Origin of the sequence: Pseudomonas sp. FDAARGOS_380, from assembly GCF_002591235.1 — a bacterium.
Classification (GTDB): domain Bacteria; phylum Pseudomonadota; class Gammaproteobacteria; order Pseudomonadales; family Pseudomonadaceae; genus Aquipseudomonas; species Aquipseudomonas salmasensis.
The window spans coordinates 2,349,438-2,366,293 of sequence record NZ_CP023969.1 but is presented as its reverse complement, the minus strand read 5'-3'; the positions used below and the strand labels follow the sequence as shown (position 1 = coordinate 2,366,293).

Annotated in this window: 17 protein-coding genes and 1 pseudogene; 9 read left to right on the top strand and 9 right to left on the bottom strand. The window is 59.7% G+C overall.

Translation table 11 applies throughout. The features are described 5' to 3' along the window. The first annotated feature begins 143 nt into the window (after positions 1–143). The 3 genes and pseudogenes from CRN80_RS11140 to CRN80_RS30555 all read left to right on the top strand — a co-directional run bounded on the left by CRN80_RS11140 (position 144) and on the right by CRN80_RS30555 (position 2,141). A complete protein-coding gene (locus CRN80_RS11140; RefSeq protein WP_098950152.1) occupies positions 144–809 on the top strand; it encodes a polysaccharide lyase family 7 protein in 666 nt (221 codons plus the stop codon). 205 nt (positions 810–1,014) lie between these two features. Continuing rightward, a pseudogene (locus CRN80_RS11135) lies at positions 1,015–1,321 on the top strand (hypothetical protein); the annotation flags it as partial. A gap of 241 nt (positions 1,322–1,562) precedes the next feature. Further along, entirely contained in the window at positions 1,563–2,141 is a 579-nt protein-coding gene (locus tag CRN80_RS30555) for a hypothetical protein (RefSeq protein ID WP_138183513.1), read from the top strand. Positions 2,142–2,385: 244 nt separating this feature from the next. Here CRN80_RS30555 and fba read toward each other — a convergent pair whose 3' ends face one another. The 6 genes from fba to tkt form a co-directional block, all read right to left on the bottom strand. After that, positions 2,386–3,450 (bottom strand): class II fructose-bisphosphate aldolase, encoded by a 1,065-nt coding sequence (gene fba / locus CRN80_RS11130; protein ID WP_003177554.1) that lies wholly within the window; start codon positions 3,448–3,450, stop codon positions 2,386–2,388. A 276-nt stretch (positions 3,451–3,726) separates the two neighbouring features. Further along, the gene (locus CRN80_RS11125) at positions 3,727–4,059 is read right to left on the bottom strand and encodes an MliC family protein (protein ID WP_032894907.1); all 333 of its coding nucleotides are present in this window, start codon (positions 4,057–4,059) and stop codon (positions 3,727–3,729) included. A gap of 61 nt (positions 4,060–4,120) precedes the next feature. Further along, positions 4,121–4,348, bottom strand: a complete 228-nt coding sequence (locus CRN80_RS11120) for a hypothetical protein (protein WP_003194953.1) — start codon at positions 4,346–4,348, stop codon at positions 4,121–4,123. 31 nt (positions 4,349–4,379) lie between these two features. Then, complete coding sequence (locus CRN80_RS11115) at positions 4,380–5,543, bottom strand: phosphoglycerate kinase (RefSeq protein ID WP_003194956.1); 1,164 nt, start codon at positions 5,541–5,543, stop codon at positions 4,380–4,382. Positions 5,544–5,560: 17 nt separating this feature from the next. Continuing rightward, positions 5,561–6,616, bottom strand: coding sequence for an erythrose-4-phosphate dehydrogenase (gene epd, locus CRN80_RS11110; protein WP_003194958.1), 1,056 nt, complete (start codon positions 6,614–6,616; stop codon positions 5,561–5,563). A 169-nt stretch (positions 6,617–6,785) separates the two neighbouring features. Continuing rightward, positions 6,786–8,783 (bottom strand): transketolase, encoded by a 1,998-nt coding sequence (tkt, locus tag CRN80_RS11105; RefSeq protein WP_034133964.1) that lies wholly within the window; start codon positions 8,781–8,783, stop codon positions 6,786–6,788. A gap of 260 nt (positions 8,784–9,043) precedes the next feature. On the opposite strand from tkt, the gene CRN80_RS11100 reads away from it, so the two are divergent. The 5 genes from CRN80_RS11100 (at position 9,044) to CRN80_RS11085 (ending at position 13,663) form a co-directional block, all read left to right on the top strand. Further along, entirely contained in the window at positions 9,044–10,039 is a 996-nt protein-coding gene (locus CRN80_RS11100) for a metalloregulator ArsR/SmtB family transcription factor (RefSeq protein WP_003194962.1), read from the top strand. A 19-nt stretch (positions 10,040–10,058) separates the two neighbouring features. Further along, positions 10,059–11,249, top strand: a complete 1,191-nt coding sequence (gene metK, locus CRN80_RS11095; RefSeq protein ID WP_003194964.1) for a methionine adenosyltransferase — start codon at positions 10,059–10,061, stop codon at positions 11,247–11,249. A gap of 50 nt (positions 11,250–11,299) precedes the next feature. Continuing rightward, complete coding sequence (locus CRN80_RS31200; protein WP_169918551.1) at positions 11,300–11,467, top strand: hypothetical protein; 168 nt, start codon at positions 11,300–11,302, stop codon at positions 11,465–11,467. Between the two features lie 99 nt (positions 11,468–11,566). Beyond that, entirely contained in the window at positions 11,567–13,228 is a 1,662-nt protein-coding gene (gene ligB / locus CRN80_RS11090) for an NAD-dependent DNA ligase LigB (RefSeq protein ID WP_098950150.1), read from the top strand. Positions 13,229–13,267: 39 nt separating this feature from the next. Further along, the gene (locus CRN80_RS11085; protein WP_032894900.1) at positions 13,268–13,663 is read left to right on the top strand and encodes a DUF1090 domain-containing protein; all 396 of its coding nucleotides are present in this window, start codon (positions 13,268–13,270) and stop codon (positions 13,661–13,663) included. Positions 13,664–13,669: 6 nt separating this feature from the next. Here CRN80_RS11085 and CRN80_RS11080 read toward each other — a convergent pair whose 3' ends face one another. Next, a complete protein-coding gene (locus CRN80_RS11080) occupies positions 13,670–14,119 on the bottom strand; it encodes a cytochrome c (RefSeq protein WP_003194972.1) in 450 nt (149 codons plus the stop codon). 129 nt (positions 14,120–14,248) lie between these two features. On the opposite strand from CRN80_RS11080, the gene CRN80_RS11075 reads away from it, so the two are divergent. After that, positions 14,249–15,442 carry a murein transglycosylase A gene (locus tag CRN80_RS11075; protein WP_098950149.1) on the top strand — a complete coding sequence of 398 codons (1,194 nt, stop codon included), beginning with the start codon at positions 14,249–14,251 and terminating at the stop codon, positions 15,440–15,442. 164 nt (positions 15,443–15,606) lie between these two features. Here the strand turns inward: CRN80_RS11075 and CRN80_RS11070 are convergent, their stop codons facing one another. Together CRN80_RS11070 and CRN80_RS11065 are read right to left on the bottom strand one after the other, a co-directional pair. Then, the gene (locus tag CRN80_RS11070) at positions 15,607–15,993 is read right to left on the bottom strand and encodes an MAPEG family protein (protein ID WP_003194977.1); all 387 of its coding nucleotides are present in this window, start codon (positions 15,991–15,993) and stop codon (positions 15,607–15,609) included. A 29-nt stretch (positions 15,994–16,022) separates the two neighbouring features. Further along, on the bottom strand, positions 16,023–16,856 hold the full coding sequence (locus CRN80_RS11065) for an EamA family transporter (protein ID WP_032894898.1): 834 nt from the start codon (positions 16,854–16,856) through the stop codon (positions 16,023–16,025).

The following is a 16,856-nucleotide window of genomic DNA, read 5'->3' as shown; positions in this document are numbered from 1 at the left end:
TCACGGGCAACATGGCTTTTTGGCATTCCTCTGACGCCAATAAATTGCCAGCAATTGTTTAACAATCTCACCAGCACCGCCTATAAAGAACCTGGAAGGCCCTTTGGGCCAATGCCTACACCCTCTGTAAAAAGGCCAACACCATGATCGACCTTTCCACCTGGAACCTGAGCATTCCGGTCGGCTCCCCACCCACGACCATTGAAACGCCAAGGCTGATGAGCGGCTTCAACGATCAATACTTCCAGGCCGAAGGCAGCGACGTGCAGTTCTGGACACCTGTGACGGGCTCGCGCACCGAAAACGCCATCTACCCACGCAGCGAACTGCGCGAAACCTACGCCGACGGCCGCCTGCGCAACTGGACCTACCCCGAAGCCGACAACTTCCTGCGCGCCACTCTCACGGTCAACCAGGTGCCCTCCTCCGGCAAGATCGTGATCGGCCAGATCCACGCGTACGACAGCCAGAAACCGTTGATCAAGCTGGAGTACCAATTCAAGGAGAAAACCCAGACCGGCAACATCGTCGCCAAGGTGCGCATGCGCCCGGACGAGGCCGAAAGCCGGGTGATCATCGTCGCCTCCAATGTGCCGCTGGAGAAGAGCTTCACCTATGTGATCAACCTAAATAAAGCCGGGCTGCTCAGCGTGTATGCCGCCGACAGCGAGTGGAATGAACGGATTGGCGCGGCCTGGGGCGACAAGCCGTTGTACTTCAAGGCGGGGGTGTACGTGCAGGACAATTCGGGCGACACCAATGAGGGCGCGCGGGTGACGTTTGCGAAGTTGGATATTGATCATGAGTAAGGGGATTGGCCTCATTTCAAGTAGGCAATGCCCGATGAGTACAAGGATCCTTCGCGAGTAATCCAATCACTTAAAGCCACTGCCCCCCCTGTGGGAGCGGGCTTGCTCGCGAATGCGCAGGATCAGCCAAAATCTATATTGACTGATACACCGCATTCGCGAGCAAGCCCGCTCCCACAAAGGTTCTGTGTGGCCTGAGGATCCTGTGCGGGTCCTACAGCACCATTGCGACAAGCCACATCGCCTCTTTAGCCCCTGCACAGAAACCGCCACCGACTACCCCGTACTGTTGATCGACAGCGAAGCCCCACTGCTCGACCTCCACGCCTGCCTGCGCGAACGTCTCAACGCCGCTCTGGAACACCTAAACCTGATGGCGTGCTCCAGCCTGCCGGACTTCGCCGAGCGCGACCTGAATAACGTGGCCAATACCGCACGTATTCTGGTGCGGGATGTGAGTGATGTAGTTCGAGTCATTGAAAAACCGTAGTTTCGATACTTTATCGGCAAGCTATACAACAAACCGCACTCTTGCGGTTTTTTGGCGAGCAAAAATCGACCGGCAGCGTTCACCAGCTATCAAAATTACACACTCAAAATAAGTACGGAAATATCACCAATAGCAAAAAATTATAAATAACTGTCAATTTTCACAGGTACCCCAACCTAAAAAATATTTTACCTTTATTTCGCAGACATCAAAAACATCCTGCATACAATCGCAATCATCGCCAACTTTAGAGAGACAAAGCCATGAGCACCGATCGCCAAAAATCGTTTACTGCACGCCTGTCACATAACACATTCGCCGTGTGTTTCTATGAGCTTACATTAGAGGCAGTTTCGTTTACCGCAAATTTCAGAGGTAGACCAACTACAGTGCAGGGCGTTAGTGGCTTTGCAGGCCTAAAACCAAGCCAATACCTATGCTTGAACGATAAACTGTACACAAACGAGGGTGACCTCTTTTATTTTCGCTACAGAAATGGCAAATACATCATCTACGTTCGTGAGCAAGGAACGCACTATGGAAAAGTGATAGATCAATCAAATGGTTGGCTATTAGCTGGAGACAACGGAGTATCATTCAACTTGGTAAATCCAAACAATCACAACCAAGTAATGACACTTGATGATTTCCCAGGCGCCACCAGCCAGCAGCTTTGTCTCCAAAGTGAGCGAGGGCTGGTTCAGGACTACGATTACGTAGCATGTGACCACTCATTCTCACACTCCTTTCTTGTTACACATGGAGGAAGAAAATCAATTCCGTTTAACTTTGAGATTGTAGAAACAAACGTACCTTACGTGGGCAACCCAGAAGAGGTTTGATATATTCATTTCATAATCGAGCAACCATGCCGAGCACTTTAAAAAAACCCGCATCAGTGCGGGTTTTTTGATTTGATATCTCGCCCCGCACTAACGACAGGCCAATCTAAACAATGTCATCCATATCTAAACTTTGCGACGGATGCTATGAAATACCGGCCCTAGCTGACGTTACATATAACAAATCACGCAGCCCCTACAAAAAAGCCCGCATCGCTGCGGGCTTCTTTCAAACGCCTAAGACTCAGTTCACCTTAGCGTTCAACTCACCTTTCAAATACCGCTGATACATCGCTTCCAACGAGATCGGCTTGATCTTCGAAGCATTGCCCGCAGTACCAAACGCTTCATAACGTGCGATACACACATCACGCATCGCGGTAACGGTGGCGCCGAAGAATTTACGCGGGTCGAACTCGCTCGGGTTGGTGGCCATCAGGCGACGCATCGCACCGGTAGAAGCCAGGCGCAGGTCGGTGTCGATGTTGACCTTGCGCACGCCGTACTTGATGCCCTCGACGATTTCTTCAACCGGTACGCCGTAGGTTTCTTTGATGTCGCCGCCGTACTGGTTGATGATCGCCAGCCACTCTTGCGGTACCGAGGAAGAGCCGTGCATCACCAGGTGGGTGTTGGGGATGCGCTTGTGGATTTCCTTGATGCGGTCGATGGCCAGCACGTCGCCGGTAGGCGGCTTGGTGAACTTGTAGGCGCCGTGGCTGGTGCCGATGGCGATGGCCAGGGCGTCGACCTGGGTTTTCTTGACGAAGTCGGCGGCTTCTTCCGGGTCGGTCAGCATCTGGCTGTGATCCAGCACGCCTTCGGCGCCGATACCGTCTTCTTCGCCGGCCATGCCGGTTTCCAGCGAACCCAGGCAGCCCAGCTCGCCTTCAACCGATACGCCGCAGGCGTGGGCCATGGCCACGGTTTGTTGGGTCACGCGTACGTTGTACTCGTAGTCGGTTGGGGTCTTGCCGTCTTCGCCGAGGGAGCCGTCCATCATTACCGAGCTGAAGCCCAGTTGGATCGAGCGCTGGCACACGTCAGGGCTGGTGCCGTGGTCCTGGTGCATGCACACCGGGATGTGTGGGAATTCTTCGATCGCGGCGAGGATCAGGTGACGCAGGAACGGGGCGCCGGCGTATTTGCGCGCACCGGCCGAAGCCTGGACGATCACTGGGGAGTCGGTCTTGTCAGCGGCTTCCATGATGGCGCGCATCTGCTCAAGGTTGTTGACGTTAAAGGCTGGGACGCCGTAGCCGAACTCGGCTGCGTGGTCCAGCATTTGACGCATGCTGATAAGTGCCATTGTGTTGTCTCTCCCGGTCGAGGGTCGTTAATCGTGCAAGCCTGCCGTAGCGGCGGCTGCTATTCAAGTTATTGCAGATCAAGGGGTTGAGCCTTGTGCTGCTGAATCGTTATTGCTGGTGTGGCCTAGCGCTAATGCCACTGTGAAGCAGGTCAATGTGGGAGCTGGCTTGCCTGCGATGGCGGCGAGCCAGTCGATATTAGCTTTGCTGACCCACCGCAATCGCAGGCAAGCCAGCTCCCACATTCTGATCTCATTGGACTTCAGATCGTATTTTCACTGGGCCTTACAGCCGCGCCCAATCAAATCATCCGTCGCCACCCAGTAAACCAGGCCTTCCTCACCCTTGGTGTGAAACGCCAACTGGCCGTCGCTGTACAACACGCCGGAGGCGGCAACTTCTTGCTTGAGCCGGTAAACCTGGTCCGAACCGCCGAGGCGTACATCCACTTCGGAACGGGCCGGGTTGGCAAAGCGCCAGTTCACCTCGGCCTTGCTGTCGCAGGTCCAGGTGGTCCATTTGTCGGCAGGCGTGGCCTTGTCGAACAGGTTCATGCTGCTGCAGCCGGCCAACAGGGCCAGGGCTGCCAGGGCGAAAACGCCTTTCATTGCCAATCCTCGCAGGGAAGCCTATGGGCCGCCGTTGCTGTCGGTTAGTGGATCAGACCCGTCATGGGCAACCCTGTTCCTGACCGTTGGGCGCGGAGTCGTATTTCTCCAGCCGTTCGTTGCCGATGCGCTTGTTGATCACCGGCATAGTCTCGGCTTGCCAGTCAGCCTGGTAACAGCTTTTTCTCAACGGTGCCTTGGCATTATCCGCCTCGGGCGCCGCGCTGGGTGTGCTGCCGCAGCCGGCCAACAGGCCCGCTGCGATCACCAGTGCCAACGACTTGATCATGGGAACGCTCCTTTTCCTGATCACGCGAGCCTTAACCTTTGGCTCGGGTTTCCAGCACTTCCACGGCTGGCAACACCTTGCCCTCGACGAACTCGAGGAAAGCGCCACCACCGGTAGAAATGTAGGAGATCTGATCAGCCACACCATATTTATCGATAGCCGCCAAGGTATCGCCACCGCCCGCGATGGAGAACGCCGAGCTTTCAGCGATCGCTTTAGCCAGTACTTTGGTGCCGTTGCCGAATTGGTCGAACTCGAACACGCCCACCGGGCCATTCCACAGGATAGTCTGGGATGCCTTGAGCAGCTCGGCGAAGTTGGCCGCGGTTTGCGGGCCGATGTCCAGGATCATGTCGTCGTCGGCCACGTCAGCGATGAGCTTGACGGTAGCGGCGGCGCTTTCCGCGAATTCCTTGGCAACTACCACGTCTACCGGCAGCGGCACGCTGACCTTGGCGGCGATGGCGCGGGCGGTGTCGAGCAGGTCTGGCTCGTACAGGGACTTGCCCACCGGGTGGCCGGCAGCGGCCAGGAAGGTGTTGGCAATGCCGCCGCCGACGATCAGTTGGTTGCAGATCTGGCTCAGGCTGTTGAGCACGTCCAGCTTGGTGGAGACCTTGGAGCCAGCGACGATAGCGGCCATTGGCTGGGCCGGAGCGCCCAGGGCCTTGCCCAGTGCATCCAGCTCGGCAGCCAACAACGGGCCAGCGGCTGCGACCTTGGCGAACTTGGCCACGCCGTGGGTCGAACCTTCGGCGCGGTGGGCGGTGCCGAACGCGTCCATCACAAACACATCGCACAGGGCGGCGTATTGCTGGGCCAGTTCGTCGCTGTTCTTTTTCTCGCCCTTATTGAAGCGCACGTTTTCGAACAGCACGATATCGCCCGCTTTCACGTCCACGCCGCCCAGGTAGTCTGCGACCAATGGCACGTCACGGCCCAGGGCCTTGCTCAGGTACTCGGCGACCGGCTTGAGGCTGTTTTCGGCAGAGAACTCACCTTCGGTCGGACGACCCAGGTGGGAGCAGACCATCACGGCCGCGCCTTTTTCCAGGGCCAGCTTGATGGTCGGCAGCGAGGCCAGGATTCGCGCATCGCTGGTGACAACACCGTCCTTGACGGGGACGTTGAGGTCTTCGCGGATCAGTACGCGCTTACCTTGCAGATCGAGGTCGGTCATCTTCAACACGGTCATGGGTCGCAGTTCCTGAATTACTGTTGAGGTTGTTTAGAAGCGATGTGCAGATAGTGTTCGGCAACATCCAGCATGCGGTTGGCAAAGCCCCATTCGTTGTCGAACCAGGCCAGGATGTTCACCAGCCTGGGGCCGGAAACGCGGGTCTGGCTGGCATCGACAATCGCCGAATGCGGGTCATGGTTGAAATCGCAACTGGCGTGGGGCAACTCGGTGTAGGCCAACAGGCCTTTGAGCGGGCCGCTGGTGGCGGCGTCGCGCAGGATCCGGTTGACCTCGGCCGCGTCAGTGTCGCTCACGGTTTGCATGGTGATATCCAGGCAAGACACGTTCACCGTCGGCACCCGTACGGCTTTGGCCTGGATTCGCCCGGCAAGTTCCGGCAGCAGTCGCTCGATGCCGCGCGCCAGGCCGGTGGACACCGGAATCACTGACTGGAACGCCGAACGGGTGCGGCGCAGGTCTTCGTGGTGATAGGCGTCGATCACCGGCTGGTCGTTCATCGCCGAATGAATCGTGGTGATCGACACGTAATCCAGGCCGATCGCCTGGTCCAGCAGGCGCAACAACGGCACGCTGCAGTTGGTGGTACACGACGCGTTGGACACCAGCAGCTCATCGCCGGTCAGGCAATCCTGGTTGATGCCGTAGACGATGGTGGCGTCGACATCCGCCTCGCTGGCCATCGGCTGGGAAAACAGCACACGCGGTGCGCCGGCGTCGAGAAAACGCTGGCCATCGGCACGGGTGTGATAGACACCGGAGCATTCCAGCACCAGGTCGACGCCCAGTGCTTTCCAGTCGATGCCTTCGGGGGTGGCACTGCGCAACACTTGCACGCAGTTGCCATTGATATGCAGACAATCGCCTTCAACCCGCACTTCGCCCGGGAAGCGGCCGTGAGTGGAGTCAAAGCGTGTCAGGTATTCGATGCTGGCCATGTCGGCCAAATCATTGATCGCGACAATTTCAAACCCGGCCGCCGCCCCTCGCTCGAACAGAGCACGCAAGACGCAACGACCAATGCGGCCGTAGCCGTTGAGTGCAACTTTGTAGGGACGCGGTTGAGGCATGGGGTTCTCGCATTGTGGGCGACACAAACCACTGTAGGAGCGAGCTTGCTCGCGAAGAACCTGAGAGCGCCGCGTTAAACCAGAAACGCTGCGTTATCGTTAACGATCTTCGCGAGCAAGCTCGCTCCTACAGTAGATGCGGTGACCAGTTGGCCACCGCGTTAGCGCCTTAGTCTTCCAGCAACTCTTCAGCCTGACCCAGGATGTTTTCCAGGGTGAAACCGAACTCTTCGAACAAGGCTGGCGCAGGCGCCGACTCACCATAGGTGGTCATGCCGATCACGCGGCCTTCCAGGCCCACGTACTTGTACCAGTAGTCGGCGTGGGCCGCTTCGATGGCGATACGCGCGCTGACCTGCAGCGGCAATACCGATTGCTTATAGCCGGCGTCCTGGGCTTCGAACACGCTGGTGCAGGGCATGGACACAACACGTACGTTGCGGCCTTGGGCAGTCAGCTTGTCGTACGCCTGAACGGTCAGGCCCACTTCGGAACCGGTGGAGATCAGGATCAGCTCCGGCTCGCCGATGCAGTCCTTGAGCACATAACCGCCACGGCTGATGTCGGCGATCTGCGCGTCGGTACGCACCTGGTGTTGCAGGTTCTGACGCGAGAAGATCAGCGCCGAAGGGCCGTCCTTGCGCTCGATGGCGTGCTTCCAGGCCACGGCGGATTCCACCGCATCGGCTGGGCGCCAGCAATCCAGGTTCGGCGTGGTGCGCAGGCTGGTCAATTGCTCGACCGGCTGGTGCGTCGGGCCGTCTTCGCCCAGGCCGATGGAGTCGTGGGTGTAGACGTGGATCACGCGCTTCTTCATCAGCGCGGCCATACGTACGGCGTTACGAGCGTATTCCATGAACATCAGGAAGGTCGCGCCGTAAGGCACCAAACCGCCGTGCAGGGACACGCCGTTCATGATGGCGCTCATGCCGAACTCGCGCACGCCGTAGTACATGTAGTTGCCGCTGGCGTCTTCGGCCGAGACACCTTTGCAACCTTTCCACAGGGTCAGGTTGGAACCGGCCAGGTCAGCCGAACCGCCGAGGAACTCAGGCAGCAACGGGCCAAAGGCGTTCAGGGTGTTCTGGCTGGCTTTACGGCTGGCGATGGTCTCGCCCTTGGCCGCGACTTCAGCGATGTAGGCCGAGGCTTTTTCCGAGAAGTCGGCAGGCAGGTCACCGGCCAGGCGGCGTACCAGTTCGTTGGCCAATTCCGGGAATTCGGCGGAGTAGGCCGAGAAACGCTGGTCCCACTCGGCTTCGGCGGCCAGGCCTTTTTCCTTGGCATCCCATTCGGCATAGATGTCGGCCGGGATTTCGAACGGGCCGTGGTTCCACTTCAGCGCTTCGCGGGTCAGGGCGATTTCCGCGTCACCCAGTGGGGCGCCGTGGCAGTCTTCTTTACCTTGCTTGTTCGGCGAGCCGAAACCGATGGTGGTCTTGCAGCAGATCAGGGTTGGCTGCGCGCTCTTGCGAGCGGTGTCGATGGCGGTCTTGATCTCTTCCGGATCGTGGCCGTCGACGTTGCGGATCACCTGCCAGTTGTAGGCTTCGAAACGCTTAGGCGTGTCGTCGGTGAACCAGCCTTCGACTTCGCCGTCGATGGAGATGCCGTTGTCATCGTAGAAGGCAATCAGCTTGCCCAGGCCCAGAGTGCCGGCCAGGGACGCGACTTCGTGGGAAATGCCTTCCATCATGCAGCCATCACCCAGGAATACGTAGGTGTGGTGGTCAACGATGTCGTGGCCAGGGCGGTTGAACTGCGCGCCCAGGACTTTTTCCGCCAGGGCGAAACCAACCGCATTGGCCAGGCCTTGGCCCAGGGGACCGGTGGTGGTCTCGACGCCTGGGGTGTAGCCGAATTCCGGGTGGCCCGGGGTGCGGCTGTGCAGCTGACGGAAGCTCTTGAGGTCGTCGATGGTGACGTCGTAGCCGGTCAGGTGCAGCAGCGAATAAATCAGCATCGAGCCGTGGCCGTTGGACAGCACGAAGCGGTCACGGTCGGCGAACGACGGGTTGCTCGGGTTGTGTTTCAGGTAGTCACGCCAAAGTACCTCGGCGATATCCGCCATGCCCATCGGGGCACCGGGATGGCCGCTGTTGGCTTTTTGCACGGCATCCATGCTGAGGGCACGAATGGCGTTGGCACGCTCACGACGGCTGGGCATCGCTGATCTCCTGGAGTTTGCTTATAAAGAAACGGAAAAAAGGACCGGCATTTTCCCTCAGCCACCGCCTGCGGGCAATGACAGATAGTCACTTGTGGGCGTTTTTCCTGTGCTTTGGGCACCAATCCCTTGCAGAAACCTTTAACCGGTTCGTCTAAAGGTTATAGCGATGGCTTATAACCGCCACTTATCGATCAATATCAAAACTTTTTGATATTGGACTTGCGGGGATCTACACCCGTCACTAGACTGCTGGCCTTATGAACCTACCCGTGCCCTCCCTGCGTCCTGACGACGGCGATGAACTGGCTGCCTTGTGCAAGGCCGCTGGCGATCCGTTGCGCTTGAACGTATTGCGCGCACTGGCCAACGATTCTTTCGGGGTACTGGAGCTGGCGCAGATCTTCGCCATCGGCCAGTCCGGCATGAGCCACCATTTGAAGGTGCTGGCCCAGGCCGACCTGGTGGCCACCCGTCGTGAAGGCAATGCGATTTTCTACCGACGCGCCCTGCCCCACACCGAACTGCTTGGCGGCAAATTGCACGCCGCCCTGCTCGACGAAGTGGACAACTTATGCCTGCCCGGTGATGTGCAGTCGCGCATCGGCCAGGTGCACGGGCAACGCGCCGCCGCCAGCCAGGATTTTTTCTCACGGGTGGCCGACAAGTTTCGCGCCCAACAGGACCTGATCGCCGGCTTGGCCCAGTACCGCGAAAGCGTACTGGCGCTGTTGGACAAGCTGAGCTTCAGTGAAGAAGCCACGGCCTTGGAAGTCGGCCCTGGCGACGGCGGTTTCCTGCCCGAACTGGCGCGCCGCTTCGAGCAGGTCACGGCGCTGGATAACAGCCCGGCAATGCTTGAACTGGCACGCCAACTCTGTGAGCGCGAAGCCCTGGGCAATGTGCGCCTGCAGTTGGCCGACGCCCTGAGTGACACCGGCCTGCGGGCCGATTGCGTGGTGCTGAACATGGTCTTGCACCATTTCGCCGCACCGGCAGAAGCCCTCAAGCAAATGGCCGGGTTGCTGCACCCCGGCGGTAGCCTGCTGGTTACGGATTTATGCAGCCACAACCAGAATTGGGCCAAGGAGGCCTGCGGTGATCTCTGGCTGGGTTTTGAACAGGACGATCTGGCCCGTTGGGCCACCGCTGCGGGACTCGTTCCCGGGGAAAGCCTCTATGTAGGTTTACGTAATGGTTTCCAGATTCAGGTCCGCCATTTTCAGCGACCGGCTGGCGACACTCACCATCGGTAAATATCAGGAAAACATCGAGATGAGCGAATACTCCCTTTTCACCTCCGAGTCCGTGTCTGAAGGGCATCCGGACAAAATCGCCGACCAGATTTCTGACGCGGTGCTGGACGCTATCATCGCTGAAGACAAGTTCGCCCGTGTGGCGTGCGAGACGCTGGTGAAAACGGGCGTGGCGATCATCGCCGGCGAAGTCACCACCACTGCCTGGGTTGACCTGGAGCAGATCGTACGTGACGTGATCACCGACATTGGCTACAACAGCTCCGACGTTGGCTTTGACGGCGCGACCTGCGGCGTGATGAACATCATCGGCAAGCAATCCCCGGACATCAACCAGGGCGTTGACCGCGCCAAGCCAGAAGACCAGGGCGCGGGCGATCAGGGCCTGATGTTCGGCTACGCCAGCAACGAAACCGACGTGCTGATGCCTGCACCGATCACCTTCTCGCACCAGCTGGTACAACGCCAGGCCGAGGCGCGTAAATCCGGCGTACTGCCATGGCTGCGCCCGGACGCCAAGTCCCAGGTGACCTGCCGCTACGAAGGCGGCAAAGTGGTGGGCATCGACGCCGTCGTACTGTCGACCCAGCACAACCCCGACGTGTCCTACGCCGACCTGCGTGAAGGCGTGATGGAGCTGATCGTCAAGCACGTGCTGCCTGCCGAACTGCTGACCAAGGACACCCAGTTCCACATCAACCCGACCGGCCAGTTCATCATCGGTGGCCCGGTGGGCGACTGCGGCCTGACCGGCCGCAAGATCATCGTCGACAGCTACGGCGGCATGGCCCGTCACGGCGGTGGTGCGTTCTCCGGCAAGGACCCGTCCAAGGTTGACCGCTCTGCCGCTTACGCCGGTCGTTATGTGGCCAAAAACATCGTCGCTGCCGGCTTGGCCGAGCGCTGCGAAATCCAGGTGTCCTACGCCATTGGCGTGGCCCAGCCTACGTCGATCTCGCTGAATACCTTCGGCACCGGCAAGATCAGCGATGACAAGATCGTCAAGCTGGTGCGCGAGATCTTCGACCTGCGCCCTTACGCGATCACCACCATGCTCGACCTGCTGCACCCGATGTATCAGGAAACCGCAGCCTACGGCCACTTCGGCCGTACCCCTGCGCAGAAGACTGTGGGCGATGACACCTTCAGCACCTTCACCTGGGAAAAAACCGACCGCGCCAACGACCTGCGTACCGCCGCCGGCCTGTAATCGTTCGCGGTAAATAAAGCCCCGCCAGGCCTGCCTGGCGGGGCTTTTTATTGCCTGCCAGACTGGGTGCGGTTTTGGAGGCCTCGCTGGGGCAGGTCAACAAAGCTTGCAACAAACTCGCCGACAGCCAGGCAAAAGTCGACGCCAAGCAGCAAAAGCAGCAGGCCAAGGCTGAAAACAACGACGCTGTGAAGGCCTTGGGCGGCCTGTTCAAGTAAACAGAAATACCCGGTAAAAAGCCCCGCTCGGTCGGGGCTTTTTTGTGGGCGCGTGGATCACTTAGGCTGGGCACCCCTTTTCGAGCAAGGATGCTCCTGATGCAAGTCTTACTGGCTGTTCTCATAAGCGCCCTGCCAGCCTGGGCCTGGGCCGAAACCTGCCCCGATGACGTTCACTCACAGTTGGAAACCTTGTCCAGGCAAATCCAGCAGTGGGACGACAGCTACCATCGACAGGGCCAATCCCTGATCAGCGACGAGCTCTACGACCAGGCCCGCACACGCCTGGCGCATTGGCAGGAATGCGCCCGCCAGCAGACACCCAAGGCTGATAACCCACTGGCCAGGGCGCGCGGCACCTTACGTCATCCGGTCGCGCACACGGGTTTGCAAAAGCTGCCGAGCGAGCCGGCCGTCAGTGACTGGCTCAGCACTCGACAGGATGTCTGGGTCCAACCCAAGGTGGATGGCGTTGCGGTGACCCTGGTGTATCGCCAGGGCCGCTTGCACCAGCTCATCAGTCGGGGCGACGGCCTGCTGGGTCACGACTGGTCAGCCTCCGCCGCCAAGATCCCCGGCATTGTCCAGCAACTGCCCGACGCCGTTGATGTGGTGCTGCAAGGCGAGCTCTATTGGCGCCTCGACCACCATGTGCAATCGCTCAAGGGCGGGCTCAATGCCCGCAGCAAAGTGGCCGGCCTGATGAACCGTCGCCAGTTGAACGATGCCGAGGCTGCCGGGATCGGCCTGTTCGTCTGGGCATGGCCCCACGGCCCGACGGACTTCACCGAACGCCTGGCCACCCTGGCGCGCTGGGGGTTCACCGACAGTCAACAGTACAGCCAGCCCGTCGGCACCATCAGCGAAGCCGCGCATTGGCGTACCCATTGGTACAACGCGCCATTGCCCTTCGCCAGCGATGGCGTGGTGCTGCACCAGGCTGCGCGAGCGCCCGCCGAGCGCTGGCAAGCCAGTGCGCCTTACTGGTCGGTTGCCTGGAAGTACCCGGCCATCAAGGCACTGGCGCTGGTGCGCAAGGTGCAGTTCAGGGTGGGGCGCACCGGGCGAATTACCCCAATCCTCGAACTGGAGCCCGTACGGCTGGATGATCGGCAGATCAGCCGGGTTAGCGTCAGCTCGCTCAAGCGCTGGCAAGCCCTGGATATCCGCCCAGGCGATCATGTGTCGATCAGCCTGGCGGGCCAGGTGATACCGCGGCTGGACGAAGTCATCCTGCGCAACAAGACACGCGTGGACGTGCAGGTCCCCGACCCTCAAGACTTCCACGCCTTGAGCTGCTTGCAACTGGACCCCGGCTGCGAAGATCAACTGCTCGCCCGCCTCACCTGGTTGAGCGGCAAACACGGCCTGGCCTTGCCCCATATGGGCCGTGAAACCTGGAACGTATTGATCCAGGCGGGTCTAATCGCAGGCTTTCTCGATTGGTTAACCCTGGATGCGGCCGAGCTTGCTACCATTGAGGGCTTAGGCGAGCGTACCCGTGCACGGATGCTCGACAGTATTCAAAGCGCCCGGCAACGCCCTTTTTTACAATGGCTCTGCGCCTTGGGCATACCGCCAGCGGCGCGCAACAACCTGGAAGGCAACTGGCAGACGCTGGTCGCCAAAGACACCCAAGCCTGGCTGGCCTCAGATGGCATCGGCCCGGGACGCGCGGCGCAACTCAGCGCTTTTTTTCGCGACCCGCAGGTACAAGCCATGGCTGAAACATTACGCGCAGCCGGGGTAGATGGGTTTTGAACACCACCCGGCCACCTGATTGCGAACCTGGAGCTTTATATGAAATTTCTCGCCCCCTTTGCCTTGCTGACCCTCGCAGGCTTCATGAGCACGCCACTGTTGGCCGCCGAAGACGCGCAACCCCTCACAGGCTGCGCCGCCAAACGCCAGGCCATCAGCAGCCAGATCGAACAGGCCAAGGCCCACGGCAACAGCTACCAACAGGCCGGCCTGGAAAAAGCCCTGGCCGAAGTCACCGCCAACTGCACCGATGCCGGCTTGAAGAAAGAACGTGAAAACAAGGTGCTCGACGCCAAGCATGATGTCAGCCGCCGTCAGGCCGACCTCGACAAGGCCATGAAAAAAGGTGACCCGGACAAGATCAACAAGCGCAAGGAGAAGCTGGCCGAAGCGCGCAAAGAGCTGCAAGACGCGGTGGAAGAACTCGACCAGTAAAACCGATCAATGATCGCGGAACTGTTTATGGCAAGCGCTGCAGGCATCTTCAACTTTTTGCACCGCAGGCTGAAGGTTGCTGGCTTTATAAGGCTGCACCTGGCTGGCGATCACCAATTCACCGGTGGCCGCCTCAAGGTCGCGGGCCAGTTGCTGGAACTGCGCCTGTTTTTGCCACACATCATCTTTGGCACTGGTGTGGTCTTCTTCGCGCACGCTCGGGAAATGTTTCCACGGCTCATGGGACAACGCATCCAGCTTGACCGCACCCTCGGCGAACTTGGCGCCATCGAATGGGATACGCCCGCGCAGCATGCCGCCCAAGTCTTCACCGGTCTTGAGCATCTGCTTGAAGATCGCCTTGCGCTGGCCCAAGGGAGAATTGGGGTCAACACCGCCACAGGCAGACACCGCCAGGCAGGCCAGCAATACAACAGTCAATTTTTTTAACATCATCATGGCTTCAAGGTCACGGGAAACGGCGGCCAGTATCCTCGCACCGCCTACAAAGACCAATAGCCCTATTAATAATAAGGGTTGCCCGGATGCAGTGAAGCACGGGCAATCGTTTCAGGAACTACCTACATGAATGTCATCTTCAAACCCTGGGGCCGGCGCCTGGCGTGGGCTCTGCCGATGTTCGCGCTACTGGCCGGCTGCGATGGCGGTAAAGACACCGGCAAAGAAGTTGCCCAGGAGCCAACCAAGCCTCACGCCATTGCCACCTATGTGAGCGCACCGTGGGAAGCCCTGCCGAGCGTTTCCGACAGTGACTTGCTCGCCGGGTTTGAATCCTGGCGCAGCGCCTGCCAGCGCCTCAAGGCCGACCCGATCTGGGGCGCGACCTGCGCGGCCGCGGCCAGCGTACCGGGCGATGCCGTGGCGGTTCGCGGCTTTCTCAAGGAACACCTGGATGTCTTCGGCCTGCGCTCGGCCAACAACACGCCAAACGGCTTGATCACGGGCTATTACGAGCCGGTCTACCCCGGCAGCCTGACAAAGACCGCCACCGCCCACGTGCCGGTATACGGCGTGCCGGATGACCTGATCATCGTCAACCTTGAGAGCATCTACCCGGAACTCAAAGGCAAGCGCCTGCGCGGGCGCCTGGAAGGTCGCGTGCTCAAGCCGTATGACGATGCCAGCACCCTCAACAGCCAAGGTTCCACCGCCAAGCCGATCGCCTGGCTGACCGACCCGATGGACCTGCAATTCCTGCAGATCCAGGGCTCGGGGCGTATTCAACTGGCCGGCGGGCGCCAACTGCGTGTGGGTTACGGCGACCAGAACGGCTACCCGTACCGCCCTATCGGCCGCTGGCTGGTGGAACAAGGCGAGCTGAAAAAAGAAGACGTGACCATGGGCGCCATCAGCGCCTGGGCCAAGGCCCACCCGCAGCGCATTCCAGAACTGCTGGCGAGCAACCCCAGCTACGTATTCTTCAGCGCCCGCCCCGACAGCAACGAAGGCCCGCGTGGTTCGCTGAACGTGCCATTGACCGCCGGCTACAGTGTGGCGGTGGATCGCAAGGTGATTCCGCTGGGCAGCCTGTTGTGGTTGTCGACCACCAAGCCGGACGGCACGCCACTGGCACGCCCAGTCGCAGCCCAGGATACCGGCGGCGCGATCACCGGCGAAGTACGCGCAGATTTGTTCTGGGGCACAGGCAGTGCAGCAGGCGAGTTGGCGGGAAATATGAAACAGCAAGGGCAGATCTGGATGCTGTGGCCCAAAGGTGCGGCATTGCCCCAGGTGCCGGATGCGCCTGCCGGCACCTGACAACCGCTAGTAATCAATGTGGGAGGGACTTGCCCTAATTCCATGTAGGAGCGAGCTTGCTCGCGAAAAACGCACAGGCGCCGCGCTTACTCAGCGAGCACGCGTTATCGTTGACGTTCTTCGCGAGCAAGCTCGCTCCTACAGTCGGGTTTGCCGCCCCCCACTTACATCGAAACGAAGAAGAAACTCGCAATCAGCGCCATACCCACTGCCCACACCAGCGAACGCAAGATCGCCCAGTCTGCCAGGTAGCAGATGATGTACAGCAGGCGGCTGGTGATAAACAGCACTGCCAGCACGTTGATCGTCACCAGGTCGGCGTTGCCGGCCAGGTGCGCAACGATCACTGCGGCGGCAAACGCCGGTGTCACTTCGAAACTGTTGAGTTGCGCGCTATGCGCACGCTTGGCGACGCCTTCCAGGCTATCGAGGAAGGCGCGCGGGTCGTGGTTATCCCGTGGCCCGAACTTGCCTGTACTGAACTTGGCCACACCGGTGCAAATGTACGGCAGAAAAATTGCGATCAACACACACCATAAAGCGACTGTCATCACCGATTCCTTTTAGTTTTATCCGACGGTTAGAGTTTCATCACCAACATGCCAATCAACACCAACCCACAGGCTATGAGCCGTGGACGGCCAAAAGGTTCTTTCAAGTAACGCATGCCGAACAGCACCACCAGGATCACACTGACTTCGCGCAGCGCGGCGGCTTCGGCAATCGAGCCCAACTGCATGGCCCAAAGTACCAAAGCGTAGCTCAACAATACGCACAGCCCCACGCTCAAGCCCAACCGCCACTGGGTGCGCCAGAACAGGCTGAAGGCTGCACGCTTGCGCACCAGCGCCAGCAACGGAAACGGCCACGCACTGACCAGCGTCAGCCACACCAGGTAATCCAGCGGATGCGACCAGCGCCGTAGCGCCTGCCCATCCAGAAAGGTGTAGGAGCCGATGCACAGGCCGATCAGCAACACCACCGGCAGCATCGACCAGGGCAACCGGTCACCGCCGCCGCCCTGCCACAACAGGCATACCATGCCGAACGGGATCAGCAGGATCCCCAGAATCTGCTGGGTGCTCAACACTTCGCCAGCAAACACCAGCGTCAGCACCAGCACCACCAGCGGCGACAAACCGCGCATCAACGGATACACCAGGCCCAGGTCCCCCACCCGATAGGCCTGGATCAACAAATAGCGATAGAGCAATTCAAACAGCGCCGAGGCCGCGATCCACGGCCAAATGTCCAGCGGCGGCAAGGACACGAACCCCACCGCCACTACCACGAACAGCAGCGCCACGCTGTCCATGCAGGCGATGACCAAAAGGCGCTCGCCACTGAACTTGATCAAGGTGTTCCACGTCGCATGCAACAGCGCCGCTACCAGCACCAGAGCTGTCGCTACCAC

What these genes read in the sequence shown, in the direction of transcription:
- CRN80_RS11140 (WP_098950152.1), top strand. Translation starts at nt 144, where the DNA reads ATGATCGACCTTTCCACCTGGAACCTGAGCATTCCGGTCGGCTCCCCA.
- CRN80_RS30555 (WP_138183513.1), top strand. Translation starts at nt 1,563, where the DNA reads ATGAGCACCGATCGCCAAAAATCGTTTACTGCACGCCTGTCACATAAC.
- fba (WP_003177554.1), bottom strand. Translation starts at nt 3,450, where the DNA reads ATGGCACTTATCAGCATGCGTCAAATGCTGGACCACGCAGCCGAGTTC.
- CRN80_RS11125 (WP_032894907.1), bottom strand. Translation starts at nt 4,059, where the DNA reads ATGAAAGGCGTTTTCGCCCTGGCAGCCCTGGCCCTGTTGGCCGGCTGC.
- CRN80_RS11120 (WP_003194953.1), bottom strand. Translation starts at nt 4,348, where the DNA reads ATGATCAAGTCGTTGGCACTGGTGATCGCAGCGGGCCTGTTGGCCGGC.
- CRN80_RS11115 (WP_003194956.1), bottom strand. Translation starts at nt 5,543, where the DNA reads ATGACCGTGTTGAAGATGACCGACCTCGATCTGCAAGGTAAGCGCGTA.
- epd (WP_003194958.1), bottom strand. Translation starts at nt 6,616, where the DNA reads ATGCCTCAACCGCGTCCCTACAAAGTTGCACTCAACGGCTACGGCCGC.
- tkt (WP_034133964.1), bottom strand. Translation starts at nt 8,783, where the DNA reads ATGCCCAGCCGTCGTGAGCGTGCCAACGCCATTCGTGCCCTCAGCATG.
- CRN80_RS11100 (WP_003194962.1), top strand. Translation starts at nt 9,044, where the DNA reads ATGAACCTACCCGTGCCCTCCCTGCGTCCTGACGACGGCGATGAACTG.
- metK (WP_003194964.1), top strand. Translation starts at nt 10,059, where the DNA reads ATGAGCGAATACTCCCTTTTCACCTCCGAGTCCGTGTCTGAAGGGCAT.
- ligB (WP_098950150.1), top strand. Translation starts at nt 11,567, where the DNA reads ATGCAAGTCTTACTGGCTGTTCTCATAAGCGCCCTGCCAGCCTGGGCC.
- CRN80_RS11085 (WP_032894900.1), top strand. Translation starts at nt 13,268, where the DNA reads ATGAAATTTCTCGCCCCCTTTGCCTTGCTGACCCTCGCAGGCTTCATG.
- CRN80_RS11080 (WP_003194972.1), bottom strand. Translation starts at nt 14,119, where the DNA reads ATGATGTTAAAAAAATTGACTGTTGTATTGCTGGCCTGCCTGGCGGTG.
- CRN80_RS11075 (WP_098950149.1), top strand. Translation starts at nt 14,249, where the DNA reads ATGAATGTCATCTTCAAACCCTGGGGCCGGCGCCTGGCGTGGGCTCTG.
- CRN80_RS11070 (WP_003194977.1), bottom strand. Translation starts at nt 15,993, where the DNA reads ATGACAGTCGCTTTATGGTGTGTGTTGATCGCAATTTTTCTGCCGTAC.